The 14,869-nt window shown below is 67.5% G+C and carries 12 protein-coding genes and 1 tRNA gene; 8 read left to right on the forward strand and 5 right to left on the reverse strand.

Annotation, left to right across the window (positions count from 1 at the left end):
- Positions 1 to 36: 36 nt before the first annotated feature.
- From ACTZQ5_RS05470 to ACTZQ5_RS05480, 3 genes are read right to left on the reverse strand one after another with little or no spacing between them, the layout of a single operon-like run.
- On the reverse strand, positions 37 to 426 hold the full coding sequence (locus ACTZQ5_RS05470; protein WP_443584157.1) for an acyl-CoA thioesterase: 390 nt from the start codon (positions 424 to 426) through the stop codon (positions 37 to 39).
- Positions 423 to 989 (reverse strand): DedA family protein, encoded by a 567-nt coding sequence (locus tag ACTZQ5_RS05475; RefSeq protein ID WP_443584506.1) that lies wholly within the window; start codon positions 987 to 989, stop codon positions 423 to 425. The genes ACTZQ5_RS05470 and ACTZQ5_RS05475 overlap by 4 nt, the downstream gene beginning before the upstream one ends.
- Positions 986 to 3,055: a S9 family peptidase gene (locus tag ACTZQ5_RS05480; protein WP_443584158.1), complete on the reverse strand. Its 2,070-nt coding sequence runs from the start codon at positions 3,053 to 3,055 to the stop codon at positions 986 to 988. The genes ACTZQ5_RS05475 and ACTZQ5_RS05480 overlap by 4 nt, the downstream gene beginning before the upstream one ends.
- A 166-nt stretch (positions 3,056 to 3,221) precedes the next feature.
- Here ACTZQ5_RS05480 and ACTZQ5_RS05485 point away from each other — a divergent pair, with 166 nt between their 5' ends.
- The 3 genes from ACTZQ5_RS05485 to ACTZQ5_RS05495 all read left to right on the forward strand — a co-directional run bounded on the left by ACTZQ5_RS05485 (position 3,222) and on the right by ACTZQ5_RS05495 (position 7,519).
- Entirely contained in the window at positions 3,222 to 4,553 is a 1,332-nt protein-coding gene (locus ACTZQ5_RS05485) for a methyl-accepting chemotaxis protein (protein ID WP_443584159.1), read from the forward strand.
- Between the two features lie 100 nt (positions 4,554 to 4,653).
- The gene (locus tag ACTZQ5_RS05490) at positions 4,654 to 5,583 is read left to right on the forward strand and encodes a DUF808 domain-containing protein (protein ID WP_443584160.1); all 930 of its coding nucleotides are present in this window, start codon (positions 4,654 to 4,656) and stop codon (positions 5,581 to 5,583) included.
- Between the two features lie 136 nt (positions 5,584 to 5,719).
- Entirely contained in the window at positions 5,720 to 7,519 is a 1,800-nt protein-coding gene (locus ACTZQ5_RS05495) for an aminopeptidase P family protein (protein ID WP_443584161.1), read from the forward strand.
- Here ACTZQ5_RS05495 and ACTZQ5_RS05500 read toward each other — a convergent pair.
- A complete protein-coding gene (locus ACTZQ5_RS05500; protein ID WP_443584162.1) occupies positions 7,480 to 7,638 on the reverse strand; it encodes a hypothetical protein in 159 nt (52 codons plus the stop codon). The genes ACTZQ5_RS05495 and ACTZQ5_RS05500 overlap by 40 nt on opposite strands.
- A gap of 83 nt (positions 7,639 to 7,721) precedes the next feature.
- Here ACTZQ5_RS05500 and ACTZQ5_RS05505 point away from each other — a divergent pair.
- Positions 7,722 to 7,796 (forward strand) — tRNA-Thr (locus ACTZQ5_RS05505).
- Between the two features lie 409 nt (positions 7,797 to 8,205).
- Here ACTZQ5_RS05505 and ACTZQ5_RS05510 read toward each other — a convergent pair.
- Positions 8,206 to 9,804, reverse strand: a complete 1,599-nt coding sequence (locus ACTZQ5_RS05510) for a hypothetical protein (RefSeq protein ID WP_443584163.1) — start codon at positions 9,802 to 9,804, stop codon at positions 8,206 to 8,208.
- 641 nt (positions 9,805 to 10,445) lie between these two features.
- Between ACTZQ5_RS05510 and ACTZQ5_RS05515 the strand changes: the two genes are divergently transcribed.
- The 4 genes from ACTZQ5_RS05515 to ACTZQ5_RS05530 all read left to right on the forward strand — a co-directional run bounded on the left by ACTZQ5_RS05515 (position 10,446) and on the right by ACTZQ5_RS05530 (position 14,859).
- Entirely contained in the window at positions 10,446 to 10,679 is a 234-nt protein-coding gene (locus tag ACTZQ5_RS05515) for a hypothetical protein (RefSeq protein WP_443584164.1), read from the forward strand.
- A 341-nt stretch (positions 10,680 to 11,020) separates the two neighbouring features.
- Positions 11,021 to 11,449: an RNA polymerase sigma factor gene (locus tag ACTZQ5_RS05520; protein WP_443584165.1), complete on the forward strand. Its 429-nt coding sequence runs from the start codon at positions 11,021 to 11,023 to the stop codon at positions 11,447 to 11,449.
- Positions 11,446 to 12,465, forward strand: a complete 1,020-nt coding sequence (locus ACTZQ5_RS05525; protein WP_443584166.1) for a FecR family protein — start codon at positions 11,446 to 11,448, stop codon at positions 12,463 to 12,465. The genes ACTZQ5_RS05520 and ACTZQ5_RS05525 overlap by 4 nt, the downstream gene beginning before the upstream one ends.
- A 54-nt stretch (positions 12,466 to 12,519) precedes the next feature.
- Positions 12,520 to 14,859 (forward strand): TonB-dependent receptor, encoded by a 2,340-nt coding sequence (locus ACTZQ5_RS05530; RefSeq protein WP_443584167.1) that lies wholly within the window; start codon positions 12,520 to 12,522, stop codon positions 14,857 to 14,859.
- Positions 14,860 to 14,869 lie beyond the last annotated feature (10 nt).

Below are 14,869 nucleotides of genomic sequence, written 5' to 3' on the forward strand. Positions count from 1 at the left end.
GCGCGGTCCCCCTCCCCTGCGGAGCAGGGGAGGATTTTAGGACAAGAACGGCGCCGCCACCTCCGGCCGCACGCGCAGCAACCGCCCGGTCGCGCGGTCGAGCAGCGCCCAGGTCGTCACCGCCTCCACCTTCACCCGGCCATCCGCGCCGGTGAAGCGGACGTGCCGGTCGAAGCGCGCGCCCTTCGGCGGTTCCGGCACCCAGGTTTCGCCGGTCACGCTCTCGCCGGCGGCGACGTTGCCGCGGTAATCGATCGCATGCCGGGTCACGACCCAGACGAAGGCATCGCGCTGCTCGGGCGGCGCCACCGCCTGCCAATGCGCCACCGCGATGTCCTGGATCCAGCGCACCCACACCGCATTGTTGACGTGGCCCAGCTCGTCGATGTCCTCCGGCCCGGCGGTGATCGTCAGCGTGAAGCTCATGCCCGTCGCCTCCTCCACCAGCGGAAGCCCGCAAAGCCCAGCCCCAGCACCAGCGCCGCCAGCGCCACCCACAGCCACTGCCGCCCGTGCGGGCGATAGCGGCCGAGCAGTTCGGCAATGCCCGTCCCGAACACATAGCCAAGGCTGGTGAACAGCACCGCCCAGATGCACGCCGCCACCGCGTTGATCCACAGGAAGGTGCGGGTCGGCACATGACTGGTGCCGATCGCGATCGGGCTGACGGTCCGCAGGCCGTAGAGGAAGCGGAAGGCGAAGATGAACCCGGTCGGATGCCGCTCCAGCGTCCTCAGCGCCTTGGCGAACGCCGGTTTCCCCTGCGCCCGCTGCACCCAGCGCGTGGCGCGGAAGCGGCGTCCGGCGGCGAAGAACGCCTGGTCCGCGACGAACGAACCCGCCGCCGCCGCGATCATCGCGCCGGGCAGCGACAGCATCCCCTCATGCGCGAACAGGCCGCCGGCGAGCACCATCGTCTCGCCTTCCAGCCCCGCGCCCAGGAACACCGCGGCAAGCCCGTATTGGGCGATCAGCGTCTCGATGCTCAGGCTTCGATTCCCATCTGCCAGAGCACGAACGCATGCTCCTCCGCCGCCTCGCGCAGGGATTCGAACCGCCCCGACTTGCCACCATGCCCTGCGCCCATGTTGGTCTTGAGCAGCAGCAGGTTATCGTCGGTCTTGGTCGCGCGCAGCTTCGCCGCCCATTTCGCCGGCTCCCAATAGGTCACGCGCGGGTCGTTGAGCCCGCCCGAGATGAACATCGGCGGATAGGCCTGCGCGACGACATTGTCGTACGGGCTGTAGCTGCGGATCAGCTCGAACGCCGCCTGGTCCTCGATCGGGTTGCCCCATTCCGGCCATTCGCCCGGCGTCAGCGGCAGGTCGGCGTCCAGCATCGTGTTGAGCACGTCGACGAACGGCACGTCGGCGATCACCGCGCCCCACAATTCGGGGTCCGAATTGACCACCGCGCCCATCAGCTCGCCGCCCGCCGATCGGCCCGCGGTGGCGATCCGCCCGGCGCTGGTCCAGCCCGCCTCGATCAGCCCCCTGGCGACATCGACGAAGTCGTTGAACGTGTTGGTACGCTTTTCGAGCTTGCCGTCGTGATACCATTGCTGGCCCAGATCGTCGCCGCCGCGGATATGCGCGATGGCATAGGCGAAGCCGCGATCGAGCAGCGACAGGCGCCCGGTCGAGAAGCCCGGCGGGATCGCATAACCGTAAGCGCCATAGGCGTAGAGGAACAGCGGCTGCGAGCCGTCCCGCTTGAAGCCCGCCGGATAGACGATCGACACCGGCACCTCGGTGCCGTCGCGCGCGGTGATCTTCAGCCGCTCGGTGCGATAGCCCGCCGCATCGTAGCCGGCAGGGATCTCCTGCACCTTCAGCACGGCAAGGTCGCCGCTCGCCACGTCGTAGTCGTACACCGTGCCCGGCGTCACCATCGATTCATAGCCGAGACGCAGCGTCGCCACGTCATATTCGGGATTGTCGCCGAGCCCGGCGGCATAGCTCGCCTCCGGAAAGGTGATCCGCCGGGGCACGGTCGGTGCGTCGTAGCGGTGGATCGCGATCTGATCGAGCCCGTCGAGCCGGCCCTCCACCACGAAGAAGTCGCGGTAGCATTCCACCCCGGTCATGTAGAAATGCGGATCCGCCGGGATCAGCTCCCGCCAGTCGTCGGGCGCGTCGATGCTGGCGGTGCACAGCCGCCACATCGGATCGGTGTCGTTGGTGTGGATGAACAAGGTGCCGTCATGCGCATCGACGTCATATTCGCGGCCCGCCCGGCGCGGCGCCACCAGGATCGGCGTCGCCAGCGGATCGTTCGCCGGCAGCAGCCGCACCTCGCTCGTCACATGGTCGCCGGTGCCGATCACGATCCACTGCCGGTCGCTCGTCTCCGCGACGGCGACGCGATAGCCCTCGTCATCCTCGTGGAACAGCTCGACATCCTCGCTCACCGGCGTGCCGAGGCGGTGGAAACGGGCATTGTCCGTCCGCCACTGGTCGTTGGCGAGGCCGTAGAGGAAGCCCGCATCGTCGCTGGTCCAGACGATGTCGGACAGCATGCCCGGAATGACCTCGGGCCAATGCTCGCCCGTGTCGAGGTTCTTCACCCGCACCTCGAAGCGCTCGGCACCGCTGTCGTCGATCGCATAGGCGAGCTGGCGCCCGTCGTTGCTGACCGCAAAGGCACCCAGCCGGAAATAGTCCTTGCCCTCGGCCAACGCCGGCTCGTCGAGCAGCAACTGGTCGTCGCCCCCGGCAACAGGCTTGCGCCACCATTTGCGATACTGGCCGCCGGTTTCGAAGGCGGTCCAGTAGATCCAGTCGCCGTCCTTCTGCGGCACGGAGGATTCGTCCTCCTTGATCCGCGCCTTCATCTCTTCGTACAGCCGGTCGACCAGCGGCCGGTGCGGCGCCATCACCGCCTCGAAATAGGCGTTCTCCGCCTCCAGGTAGGCGAGCACGTCGGCATCGTCGACCTCGGGATAGTTCGGGTCCTTCAGCCAGGCGTACGGATCCTCGATCGTCACGCCATGCGCGGTGAAGCTGTGCGGCCGGCGCTCGGCGACGGGGGGCGTGGGATCGGTCGGTTCGGTCATGCCCCTGCCATAACGTCCTGCCCGTCCTTGTCGACGCCCTGTCCTCGGCACGGCGCGGGGCCATCGGGCGCCTTACGGTGCCATTAACCACTTCTTGGCTTCACCCAGGTTAGGAAACCGCGGGTTCGATCGGATGATGCATGCCATGATGATGCAAGGTGCCGGAATGCCGCAGCCCGTCTCACCGGACGATCGCGCGCGCGCCTATGGCATCGATGCCGCGTTCGGCGACGATCTGCGTGAGGTATGGGATTGTATCGCCGACGCATACGTCGCCTGCGTCCTGCCCGCGGTATGGCAGCATCTCGCCGCCGCCCGCCCGGCGGTGTCGCAGGCATTCCACGCCCTGGTCGGCGGGCGCGAGGATGCCGAGCGGCTCCGGATGCTCCAGGGCCGCTTCATGTGCGCGCGCAAGGATGCACGCTGGATCGATGCGACCACCGACCGGTTCGCCGCTTATGCCGATTTCGGAGTCGCCCCGCATGAGCTGATCGGGCTGATCGGCGCATCCAACCTGGCGACGATGACCGTGCTCGGCCGCCGCTGCACCGATCCCGAACGCTTCACCCGCCTCGCCGCGGCGATGGTGCGGCTGAGCCTGGTACAGGGGGACATGGTCGCCACCGCGCTGCAACGCCGCGCCGCCGTCGATACCGCAGCCCGGCTGGAGGCGCAGGCGTGCGCCTTGCAGGACGGTTTCGCCGCAGTGATCGCCGAGGCGGGGACCCGCAGCAGCGCCGTCCGCGATCACGCGCAGGCGGTCGGCGACAAGATGCAGCGGATGGTGGCGCGGAATGCCGCCGTGATCGCCACGGTCAGCGGATCGGTGACGGCGATGCAGGAGGCGACGGGCACCGCCCGTGCGCTGCGCCGCGCGATGGAGGACAGCCGCGGCGAATTCGCGCGCGCGTCGGACACCGCCACCCGCTCCACCGGGCAGGTCGAACAGGCGGTGGAGGTGTTCGACCGGCTGACCGGCCACACCCGCTCGATCGAACCGGTGGTGGCCCTCATCCACGACATCGCCGGTCGTACCAACCTGCTGGCGCTCAACGCCACGATCGAGGCGGCGCGCGCCGGCGAGGCGGGACGCGGCTTCACCGTGGTCGCGCAGGAGGTGAAGCACCTCGCCCGGCAGACCGCGTCGGCCAACGACGTCATCGCCCGCGAACTGGCCGGCATCCTCACCCTGATTACCGCCGCGCTTCAGGCCAATGCGCTGATCCGCGACAATGTGCTCGCGGTGAATCACGCCTCGCAACAGGCGCACGCGACCGTCCAGCAGCAGCTGGCGCGGCTGGACGTGATCGCCGACGCGACCGAACGCACCATGGCCGCCGCCGCCGGCGTGGACGACACGCTGACCGATCTCACCCATTTCGCCGGCGATGTCGCCCGCGATCTCGCCACCTTCGGATCCGCCTTCGCCGCGGTGGACGACCAGTTGCAGGCATTGCAGCATTCGGTCGGCGCCTTCGTGGATCGCGTACGGGCTTGAACCGGCCCCGCCGGCAAGCAACGGGAAACACGTCTGCGGTTGCCTGAACGCCCTGCCCCCGTCATGGCGATGATCGGGAAAACAGGGGAGTAGACGGATCATGGCCGGCGGACTGGTCGCCTTGCTCGACGATATCGCGGCGATGGCAAAGCTTGCCGCCGCCAGCCTGGACGACGTCGCCGGCGCCGCCGGGCGCGCCGGGGCCAAGGCGGCCGGCGTGGTGATCGACGATACCGCGGTCACGCCGACCTATGTCGTCGGCCTCAGCCCGGCGCGCGAACTGCCGATCATCTGGAAGATCGCGCGCGGCTCCCTGCGCAACAAGCTCCTGTTCCTGCTGCCCGCCGCGCTGGTGCTGAGCGCGCTCGCACCCTGGGCGATCACGCCCATCCTGATGGCAGGCGGCGCCTTCCTCTGCTTCGAGGCGGCGGAAAAGATCATCGGCGCGCTCACCGGCCATGGCCATGGCGAGGCGGCCGCCGCGGTGGCCGATGCCGCGGAGCTGGAGGAGCGGCAGGTGTCGGGCGCGATCCGTACCGACCTGATCCTGTCGGGCGAGATCATGGCGATCGCGCTCGGCGAACTCGCCGATCAGAGCCTGGTCAACCAGGCGATCGCGCTCGCCCTCGTCGGCATCGCGATCACCGCCGGCGTCTACGGCATCGTCGCGCTGATCGTGAAGATGGACGATATCGGCCTGCATCTCGCCCGCCGCCCCGGATCGGGCGCGCAGGCGTTCGGCCGCGGCCTGGTCGCGGCGATGCCGCGGGTGCTCTCCGCACTGTCGCTGATCGGCACGGCGGCGATGGTCTGGGTCGGCGGCGGCATCATCGTCCACGGCCTGGAGGCGTTCGGCGTGGCGGCGCTGCCCCACGCCATCCACCACGCCGCGGAGGCCTCGGCGCATGCCGTCGGCGTGCTGCCGGGCGTCGTCGCTTGGATTGTCGGTGCCGTGGGATCGGGCATCGTCGGGCTCGTCATCGGCGGCGTCATCGCCGGCGCCCTCCACCTCGTTCCGCGCAGGCACTGACGGATCGCCGCGAAGGGAAACTGTCCTACACGTGCCGGTCATGCCATGACCCCACTCGGCTTGGCGCCGGCCCGGCGCTATGGCTGCAGAACACATGCCTGCGTGTGACTTTTGTGACTTTTGACGGACCCTTCCGATGACCCATCATGCCCGCCTCGCCGCGCTCCGCGCCGAACTCGCCCGCGCCGGGCTCGACGGCTTCGTCGTGCCGCTGACCGACGAGCATATGAGCGAATATGTCGGCGGCTATGCGCAGCGGCTCGGCTGGCTGACCGGCTTCGGCGGCTCGGCCGGCACCGCGGTGGTGCTGGGCGAGGCGGCGGCGATCTTCACCGACGGCCGCTATACCCTGCAGGTGCGCGAACAGGTGTCGGCGGACGACTGGTCCTATGTCGCCGTGCCGCAGGACAGCGTCGCCGGTTGGCTCGCCACCCATGCCCCACAGGGCGGCCGGATCGGCTATGATCCCTGGCTGCACACCAGCGCCTGGGTGGCTGACACCGCCACCGCCCTCGCCGCGCGGGATGCGACGCTGGTGCCGGTCGCCGCCAATCCGATCGATGCGGTCTGGACCGATCGCCCCGCGCCCTCGCCCGCCCGCCTCACCCCGCATCCCGATGCGCAGGCGGGGCGTTCCTCCGCCGCCAAGCGCGCCGATATCGCCGACTGGCTGGCGGCGAACCGGGCGGATGCGGTGGTGCTCACCGCGCTCGATTCAATCGCCTGGGTGCTCAACGTCCGCGGCAGCGACGTCGCGCATACCCCGGTGGCGCTATCCTATGCGATCGTCGGCAGCGACGGCACCACCGACCTGTTCGTCGCGCCCGACAAGGTCGACGACGCGGTGCGGCAGCATCTCGGCAACGCTGTCCGCCTCCACGACCGTGATGCCTTCGACGGCGCCCTGCGCACCCATGCCGGCCGGCGCATCGCCGCCGACCCGGAGCGCGCCGTCGCCGCGATCTTCGACGCGCTCGCCGCGGGCGGTGCGACGGTGCTGCCGCTGCGCGACCCGGCGGTGCTGGCCAAGGCGCTCAAGAACCCCGTCGAGGTCGCCGGTCACCGCGCCGCCAGCCTGCGCGACGGTGCCGCGCTGTCGCGCTTCCTGCGCTGGGTGGAGACGGAGGCGGTGCACGGCGGCCAGACCGAACTGTCCGCTGCCGCCAGGCTGCTGGAATTCCGCCAGGCGACCGGCTGCCTGCTCGACACGTCGTTCGACACCATCTCGGCCACCGGCGCGCACGGCGCCAGCCCGCATTACCACGTCACCGAGCAATCGAACGCGCCGCTCGTGCCGGGCGACCTGTTCCTGATCGATTCGGGCGGTCAATATGCCGACGGCACCACCGACGTCACCCGCGTGGTGCCGATCGGCGCGCCGACCGCGGAGATGCGCGATCGCTTCACCCGCGTGCTGAAGGGGCATATCGCCATCGCCACCGCGATCGTCCCCGACGGCACCTGCGGCGCGCAGATCGACGCCTTCGCCCGCCGCCCGCTCTGGGAGGCCGGGCTCGACTTCGCGCACGGCACCGGTCACGGCATCGGCAGCTATCTGTCGGTCCATGAAGGGCCGCAGCGCATCGCCTCGCCGAATTACCCCGGTGGTGCCAGCCTGGAGCCGCTGCGCGCGGGCATGATGCTCTCCAACGAGCCAGGCTATTACAAGGCCGGCGAATACGGCATCCGCATCGAGAACCTGCTGCTGACCGTCCCCGTCACGGTGCCGGGCGGCGACCCCGACCGACAGATGCTGGGGTTCGAGACGCTCACCTTCGCGCCCATCGAACGCAGCCTGATCGATCCCAGCCTGCTCACCCCCGCCGAACGCGCCTGGACCGATGCCTATCACGCCGACGTGCTCGCCAGGATCGGCCCGATCCTGGCCGGCGAGGATCACGCCTGGCTGGTGTCCAAATGCGCGCCGCTCGACTGATTCCCCTCGGCCGGCGCGTCCGCCGCGGCCGCGCCGGCGCGCGCCTGTGCCTTGCGCCGACGCAGGTTGGCCCGCAGTTCCGCCGCCAGCCGCGCGGCCCGTTCGTCCTTGTCGCTCATCGAATCTGCCTAAACCGCGCACCCAACGCTTGACAATCCGCCCCCGTTCGTCTCTAGGCGCGCTTCCCGCGTTGGACGCGAGTGCTGCCGTAGCTCAGTGGTAGAGCGCATCCTTGGTAAGGCTGAGGTCGTGAGTTCAATCCTCACCGGCAGCACCATTTTTCAATGACTTAGACGGTTTCGGCGCGGGTTGAGTACGATGGGTCACAACCGGGTCACATGGATGATCCGCCCTTTTCTCGGTGTCCGACACGCCGATGCGTTCTGGTAACGAGGCGAACGGGGCGTGATCCGTGGACGCAATGGCGTCTGAGGGGCTGGATATCGGCGGACGTTCAGGATCTCGGCCGTGCCTTCGGCCAGCTCCGCGCGCGGCTTCCCCGTCATGCATGCCTGCGTATGGGAGATCGCTGGCGGTCGAGTGGCGCGAGAACGAACCCGATCCGCAATCGCATCGGGAGCCGACTGCGGAGCGAGGAGGGCTCAAGGCTCCAGGACCACGACTACGCCACCCGTCGAGCGGAGCGGATCGCGGGCGGTGACAGTCACGCTCGATCGGCCGGCCCATCAGTCCTTCGCCTGGGGCGGTGCCTCGTTCCATTCCTCGGGAGATGCGCCCCGAAGTTCACCGGCCCCGTAGTCGAGCCTCCTCTGCACGTCGCGGATCGCATGCCGAAGATCGGGGGCCATGTCCTTCGCCATCCGTTCGATGGCCTTCTCTCCCCGCACTAGGAATTGTCCCGCCTTGTGCGCCAGCGGCGACGTAGTCGCGAAGTCGGAAACCACGGCATCGAGCATCAGGGACGCCCAGAAGCCGACGACCACGACGACCAGGTTCGTCCCGGACCTCCGCGCCACGCCGGCCGCCTTCGCGCCCTGAAAGGCCCCGCGGGCGCTGGCGCGCTCGAGCTGCCGAAACGTCTCGAGGTCACGAGTCTCGAGAAGGTCCGTCTCCCTGGCGACGTCTATCACCTGGACGACGGGTTGGAGGGCGGCCGCCTCGACCAGGAAGCGACTGGCGTCCTCGTCCGCCTGCCGCACGCTAGGAAAGGATCTCAGCCACGGAGCGAGGCTGCGCACCAGGTCGGTAAGGACACGCCGCACCTCGGGGTCCAGCGGGGCGGCGTACGAGGCCGCCCCGGCTGACAGCTGCTGGTCGAGCTCCACGAACGATCCGATCTCGAGTGCAGTCGGGTAGAGATGACCTAGCACCGTCGGCACGCCGGCGGCGGGTCGGTCGAGCAACTCGACCAGCATGCCCGCGGATCGCGACAATCCATTCCAACCGGGCTGATTGTCCACCCGCACGGCAAGACCGGCGAAATTGCGCGCCTTGTCGAGGATGGCGTTCTGCATCTGACCGACCATCGGCCTCAGCGCGGCCTCGAGGTCTCCCTGCGCGGCGTCTGCGACCATGGAGAACCGATCACCCGCTGGCTCGAATGTGGCGCCGCCGGGCAACTGTCGCAACAGCGCCGCGCGGTTCGCCGCAGCGATGTTGGCCAGCGTCGCTTCGAAGTCCTCTGGCGGCCATCCTGGTGAATTCATGCCGAGCCGCAGGTCGAGCCGGCGCAATGCCGAGCCGATCTCATCGATTGTGGCCTTATCCGCTTCCGGCATTCGCAGGATCTCGGCCTCGGTACGGCTGACGAGGTCGCCGACGTAGATCATGTTGTCGAGGCGGAGGATTTCGGCGGTCGCCGCCGTGAGGGGAAGGTCCGCGATCTCGCTGAACATCTCCACGGTGAGATCGTCGAAGAGGACGAGGTTAATCATCGGAACCCATGATCGGATCTGCGTGATCAACTGGCCCAGTTCGTACTCGATCGGCGCCATGTTCCACCCCGACAGGTCGATCACGCCGTATCGCGACGACAGGTCCCTCGGTGGAGATCCGCGTAGCGACACAAGAACGAGCGACCTTGCCGCTGCGGCCTGCTTGATCACAGCCGCCAGCCAGGACTGGTCATCCGATGCCGACATGTTCGGAGACAACATGACGACGAGCGGGTTCGCCACGGCGTCACGGGCGTCCCACTCGAATGGTGCACTCCTGGCGCGGAGACGGAGTTCCGGCGCACGCCGCAGCAGGGCGCCCTGCAGATCCTCGACCAGCGCCGCATCCGCGGGATGGAAGGCGATCGTGACCTCCGTGTTCTCAGTCATCCAGATCGCCTAGGCCAAATTGCGTCGTCGATACAGCGGCGGCGCACGAACCGCTCGCTCCATCTCCGCTACCCTGACGCTGAACACATAAGGCCAATACTCGGACTCATGGGCCACGCCCGCGCGAATCGCCATGACATCGCAATCCTGCGGCAGGCGTTCACACCCCCCGCCGAGGTTGCGGGATCGGGCTTCCCTAGCGACCGCACGGCCTTGCTGACCCGAAGAGACCTTGGAGGCCTGTCATGCGCGTACCGCCACCGCGTGTGGATCTTACCTGTGGCCTGCATACCGAACTAAGCCGGAATGGTGGTCTCGTGCCCACAAGAATTACGCGGATGGCTCCGGAAATCGGAAAGCGCTAAACTCTCATCCATTCGCATCGAAGCTCGATCGCTGGTCGGCCCCTCACGATCGAAGCCCTTCTCGACGAGCACGAGAAAACGAGCGCTTTGGACGGGCTTGAGGTGGGATGCGATCAGGTCTGGGTTCGCGGGCACTTGACCGACGCGCTTGCTCCGTTGTTCACGACGCTCCTGGACATGCAGTCCTGCCTCGCCTGGTCGGCGATTTCGGATCGAGCGAGACGGTCGCAATCCTGTTGGTCTTCAAGGACGTGGTCGCCACGCAGGATGGGCGGTATGCGTTCGCGTCGCCAAGCGGAGCGAGATTTTAACATGGGCCTCCTCCGCGACGCGGACGTCTACCCTACCTATAGGACCGCCGCCGCCGCGCTGGACGGCGAAGAGTTTGAGGACGTAGTCAGACTTGCCAAAACATTCCGCGCACGCATCAAGCTGATCCGCAGAACAATCGGCGCAAACCTGGCTTCAACCTCGTCCTTGTCCGGCTCCATGCGCTGCGACGTTTCATGATGGTCGTAGGCAACGGACGATTTAAGGTCGAAAATCGTGAATGCAGCTCTCATAGATGCATCGTCGATGATCGGGACTTATTCGATTCCCATCGCGAGCCCGCCGACGGAGGCAGCTGAGCACCGAGACATTGGAGTGCCCCTCGTATGGGTTGCCAGCCTCTCCTCCTCTGGTGCCGGACACGCCGCCATGAACGCCGCAGCGGTCTGGAATTGTCCCGCTAACAAGCTCGTGCGTCCTACGAAACGATGCGGTATCGATCTCCAGAAATGACGAGCAGAAAGCACGACTCGGCCGACGCACTTAGCCGACGGTGGCAGCCGGCGCTCAGGGCGTTTTTCATGCGTCGCCTTCGGGATCCTGCGTCAGCCGAAGACCTCACGCAGGAGGTTCTCATCAAGCTCCTTCAACAGCCGGAGCAGCGCGGCGACAGCTATGTTTTCCAGATAGCGCAGAACCTGCTGATCGATCAGCGGCGGCGCGCGACCGTTCGCGACCGGCACCTTCGATCCGCCCTCGCGGATGAGCAGCGGGACCGCAATCCGATAGATGCCCACACCATCCTCGAGGGACAGCAGCAGCTCGGACTTGCCGCGGAGGTCCTCGCCGCACTGCCGGATCGCACACGGCAGATCTTCATTCTCTATCGCTTCGAGAAGATGAGCCAGCATGACATCGGCTTGGCGTTCGGCATTTCGTCGAGTGCGGTCAAGCAGCATGTGGCAAAGGCGATGGCCGCGCTGGCACGGGCGTTGAGGAACGATCGATGAAGCTGATTACCGGCAGCCCGGCGATCGACCGCGATGAGGAGGCCGCGCTCTGGTGCTTCGAGCTTGCCGAAGGCGACCTGCAGTCTGAAAGGCGGCGAGCATTTGACGACTGGCATGAGGATCCTGACAACGCCGCGGCGTTCCAGCTCGCCGCCGAGGCGTGGGACCTCACCGAGGCCATCGGCAGCGCGCCGGAGATCGTGAGGATGCGCAGCGAGGCTTTGGACAGCTATCGTCAGGGCACGCTGCGTCGCTGGCGGAGCTCGCCGCGGCGACGGTCGGCGATTTGGAGCGTTGGAGCGATGGCGGCGGCACTTTCGGTCGTAATCGGCTGGGCGGCGTGGCCCGACCGGACCGACTACCACACCGCGGTCGGGGAGCGGCAGGTGGCGAAGCTCGACGACGGATCGCTCCTTTCACTCGACGCCGACAGCTCGGTTGAGGCGCGCTTCGATAGTAGACAACGCTCGCTGGTGCTGACTCAGGGTCGCGCCAGGTTCGACGTGGCGCACAACCCGCTACGTCCGTTCACCGTCACGGTCGGCGACAAAGTCGTGGTCGCAACCGGCACGTCCTTCAGCGTAGAGAAGCTTGGCCATGACGTCCGCGTTGTACTTTTCGAAGGGCACGTAGCGGTGCTTGGTCCGACGGGCGCACCGGTCGCGCTGGACCACACGGGGGGGGCAGCGGACGAGGTTCTGGCGCCCGGCCACGAGCTCGTCGTCCACGATAGCGAGGCAGGTCCCGCCCGCGTCGCGGCGACCGACGTGCAGGATGCGGTGCTTTGGCAGCAGGGGCAGGTCAGCTTCGACGATCAGCCATTGCTTCTCGCTGTCGAGCGGATGAATCGCTACCTCGCCGAGCCGCTAGTGGTGGTCGATGTCCCGACGGCACGGGTGCGAGTGACTGGCGTGTTCGATGCGCGCGACGCTTCAGGCTTTCTGGACAGCCTGAAGCAGCTCAGCGGCGTGCGCGCGGTCCGACGCTCGGGCAGAGTACTTCTAACGAAGGATTGAGGACGTGCCCGGAACCGGGATATTGGACGTCGCACTGCTCGCGCCCGTCGCCGCTTGACCAGAACAGTCTTCCTTCCCGCTGCCTGCGCGCTTCTCGTTGGCCCCACCGCGGGAGACGCCCAGTCGCCCCGCCTGCGTCTGGCGATTGCCGCGCAGGACATCGCTCAGGCGCTCAGGGCCTTCGCCCGCGCGTCGGGTCGACAAGTCGCCTTCGACACGGCTGAAGTCGGAAAGCGCCGCTCGCGCGCCGTCACCGGCATCTTCTCGCCCGAAGAGGCGCTGCGCCGCATCATCGCGGGCAGCGGGCTGGTCTTCGCTCGCGGCGCGGCAGGCATCTTCATCGTCACCCGCGCACCGCAAGCCGCGTCTCCGCCGCCGACGACGCGGGTGATCGAGGATCAGACGCCGGCAGACATCGTCGTCACCGCCCGCAAGCGCGAGGAGCGGGCGGTCGACGTTCCGATCGCGTTAAGCGCCGTCAGCGGCGAGGCGCTCGAGCGGCGCGGCGTGCGCAACCTGTCGGACTTCCTGCAGGAAGCGCCGGGCGTCGGCATATATGACTACGGCAACGGCGTTCAGAAGATCACGATCCGCGGGATCTCCACATCCCTGGGAGCCAACGAGAACGGCTATTATCTTGACGACCTGCCGTTCACCGGCGTGACCGTGCCGATCGCGCCGGACGTGCGCGCGTGGGACCTCGACCGCGTGGAGGTGCTGCGTGGACCACAGGGGACGCTGTTCGGCGAAGGCTCTCTCGGCGGCACGGTGCGCATCCTGACCAAGGGCGCCGACCTGAACGACTGGGAAGCCAAGGGCTCGACCTACGTTTCGGACACCGAGGACGGAGGAACCAACCGCGGCATCAAGGGCGCGTTCAACGCGCCGATCGTGCCCGGCGTACTGGCGGTGCGGATCGCGGGCACGGCCGAGAAGCTTCCCGGCTGGATCGACGACGCGACGACCGGCCGCCGGAACCTCAACGACCAGAGCTTCACCACCTTCCGCGCCAAGGCCCGCTTCGATCCCACCGACCGGCTGACGATCAACGGCAGCTACTGGTACTACAACGGCAGCTTCCCAGGCGGCGGCGCCAGCGCCACCGATGACGGGCAACAATCACGCTCGATCGTGCTCGACTCGGGAACGAAGTACCGACTTTACGGCGGCAGCGCGCGCTACGACCTGGGCGGAGCAGAGCTGTTCTACGGGTATTCACACAACAAGCTCGATCTGCCGCAGGAGGGCCCGTTCCTGGGCGGGACGCTGATCTCGACAATCGGCATCACCGTCGATGCGCATGAGGCGCGGATTGCGTCCTCGGGCAGTGGTCCGCTGCAGTGGACTCTCGGCGGTTACGCCCGTGACGCCAAGCGGAACGACGTCTTGTCCTTTGCCCTGTTCGGCCTAGACAACACGAGCGAAACCACGAGCAAAGCGCGCGCGCTGTTCGGAGAAGGCACCTATACGCTACCGTTCGCGCCCATCGATCTCACAGCCGGCTTGCGCTACTACCACGAACGTCTTCGAGGTTTCGAAACCAACGCAGGCATCGTCACCGACCAACCCGGCGACACCTACGAGAGTTGGAACCCACGCTTCTCCGTCGCCTGGCATCCCGTCGCGAACACGACCTTGTACGCAAGCGCCGCCAAGGGCTTCCGCGCGGGTCAGCTCCAGCCAACCGTGTCGGCGTCGTTGGCCGCGCCTCTCGGCATCACCCTCCCCCCGGCGCTCGGCCAGGATTCGATCTGGACGTACGAGCTAGGCGGCAAGGCGGAGTTGTTCAACCGGCTGCTGACGGTCGAAGCCGCCGTCTACTACAGCGACTGGAAGGACGTGACCGTCCGCATACCGATCGGCACCACCGGCTTCAACGGCCTCATCAACAGCAATGGGACGATAACGAAGGGCGCGGAGCTTAACCTCGTGCTAAAGCCGGTCACCGGCCTGAGCCTCGCGGCGAACGGATCTTACAACGATGCGACCTACTCGGGGGCGGTGGCCGGAACCGGGATCGTCAAGGGAGCACAGGTGGACGATGTCGCCAAGTTCACGGCGAACATGTCCGCAGACTACCGGCGGGAGATCGTCACGGGCGTTTCCGGCTTCGGCCGCATCGGGTGGCAGCACACGAGCCCGCGCCGCTTCGTGTCGTTCCCCGGCTATCTACCCGGCGACACGATCGATCGCATCGACGCCCGATTCGGGGTGGATCTGGACCGCCTGACCATCGCAGCGTTCTTCGACAATCTGACCGACGATCGTGGCGCAACCAGTTTCCGCACCGTCCAGCCGATCGCACCCGGCGACAATGACATCACCGCCTTCCGTCTACGGCCGCGCACGATCGGCCTCGAATTGACCGCGCGCTTCGGCGGCTCGGCCCGGTGAGGATGGAGGA

Origin of the sequence: Sphingomonas cellulosilytica, assembly GCF_052321755.1 — a bacterium.
Lineage (GTDB): Bacteria > Pseudomonadota > Alphaproteobacteria > Sphingomonadales > Sphingomonadaceae > Sphingomonas.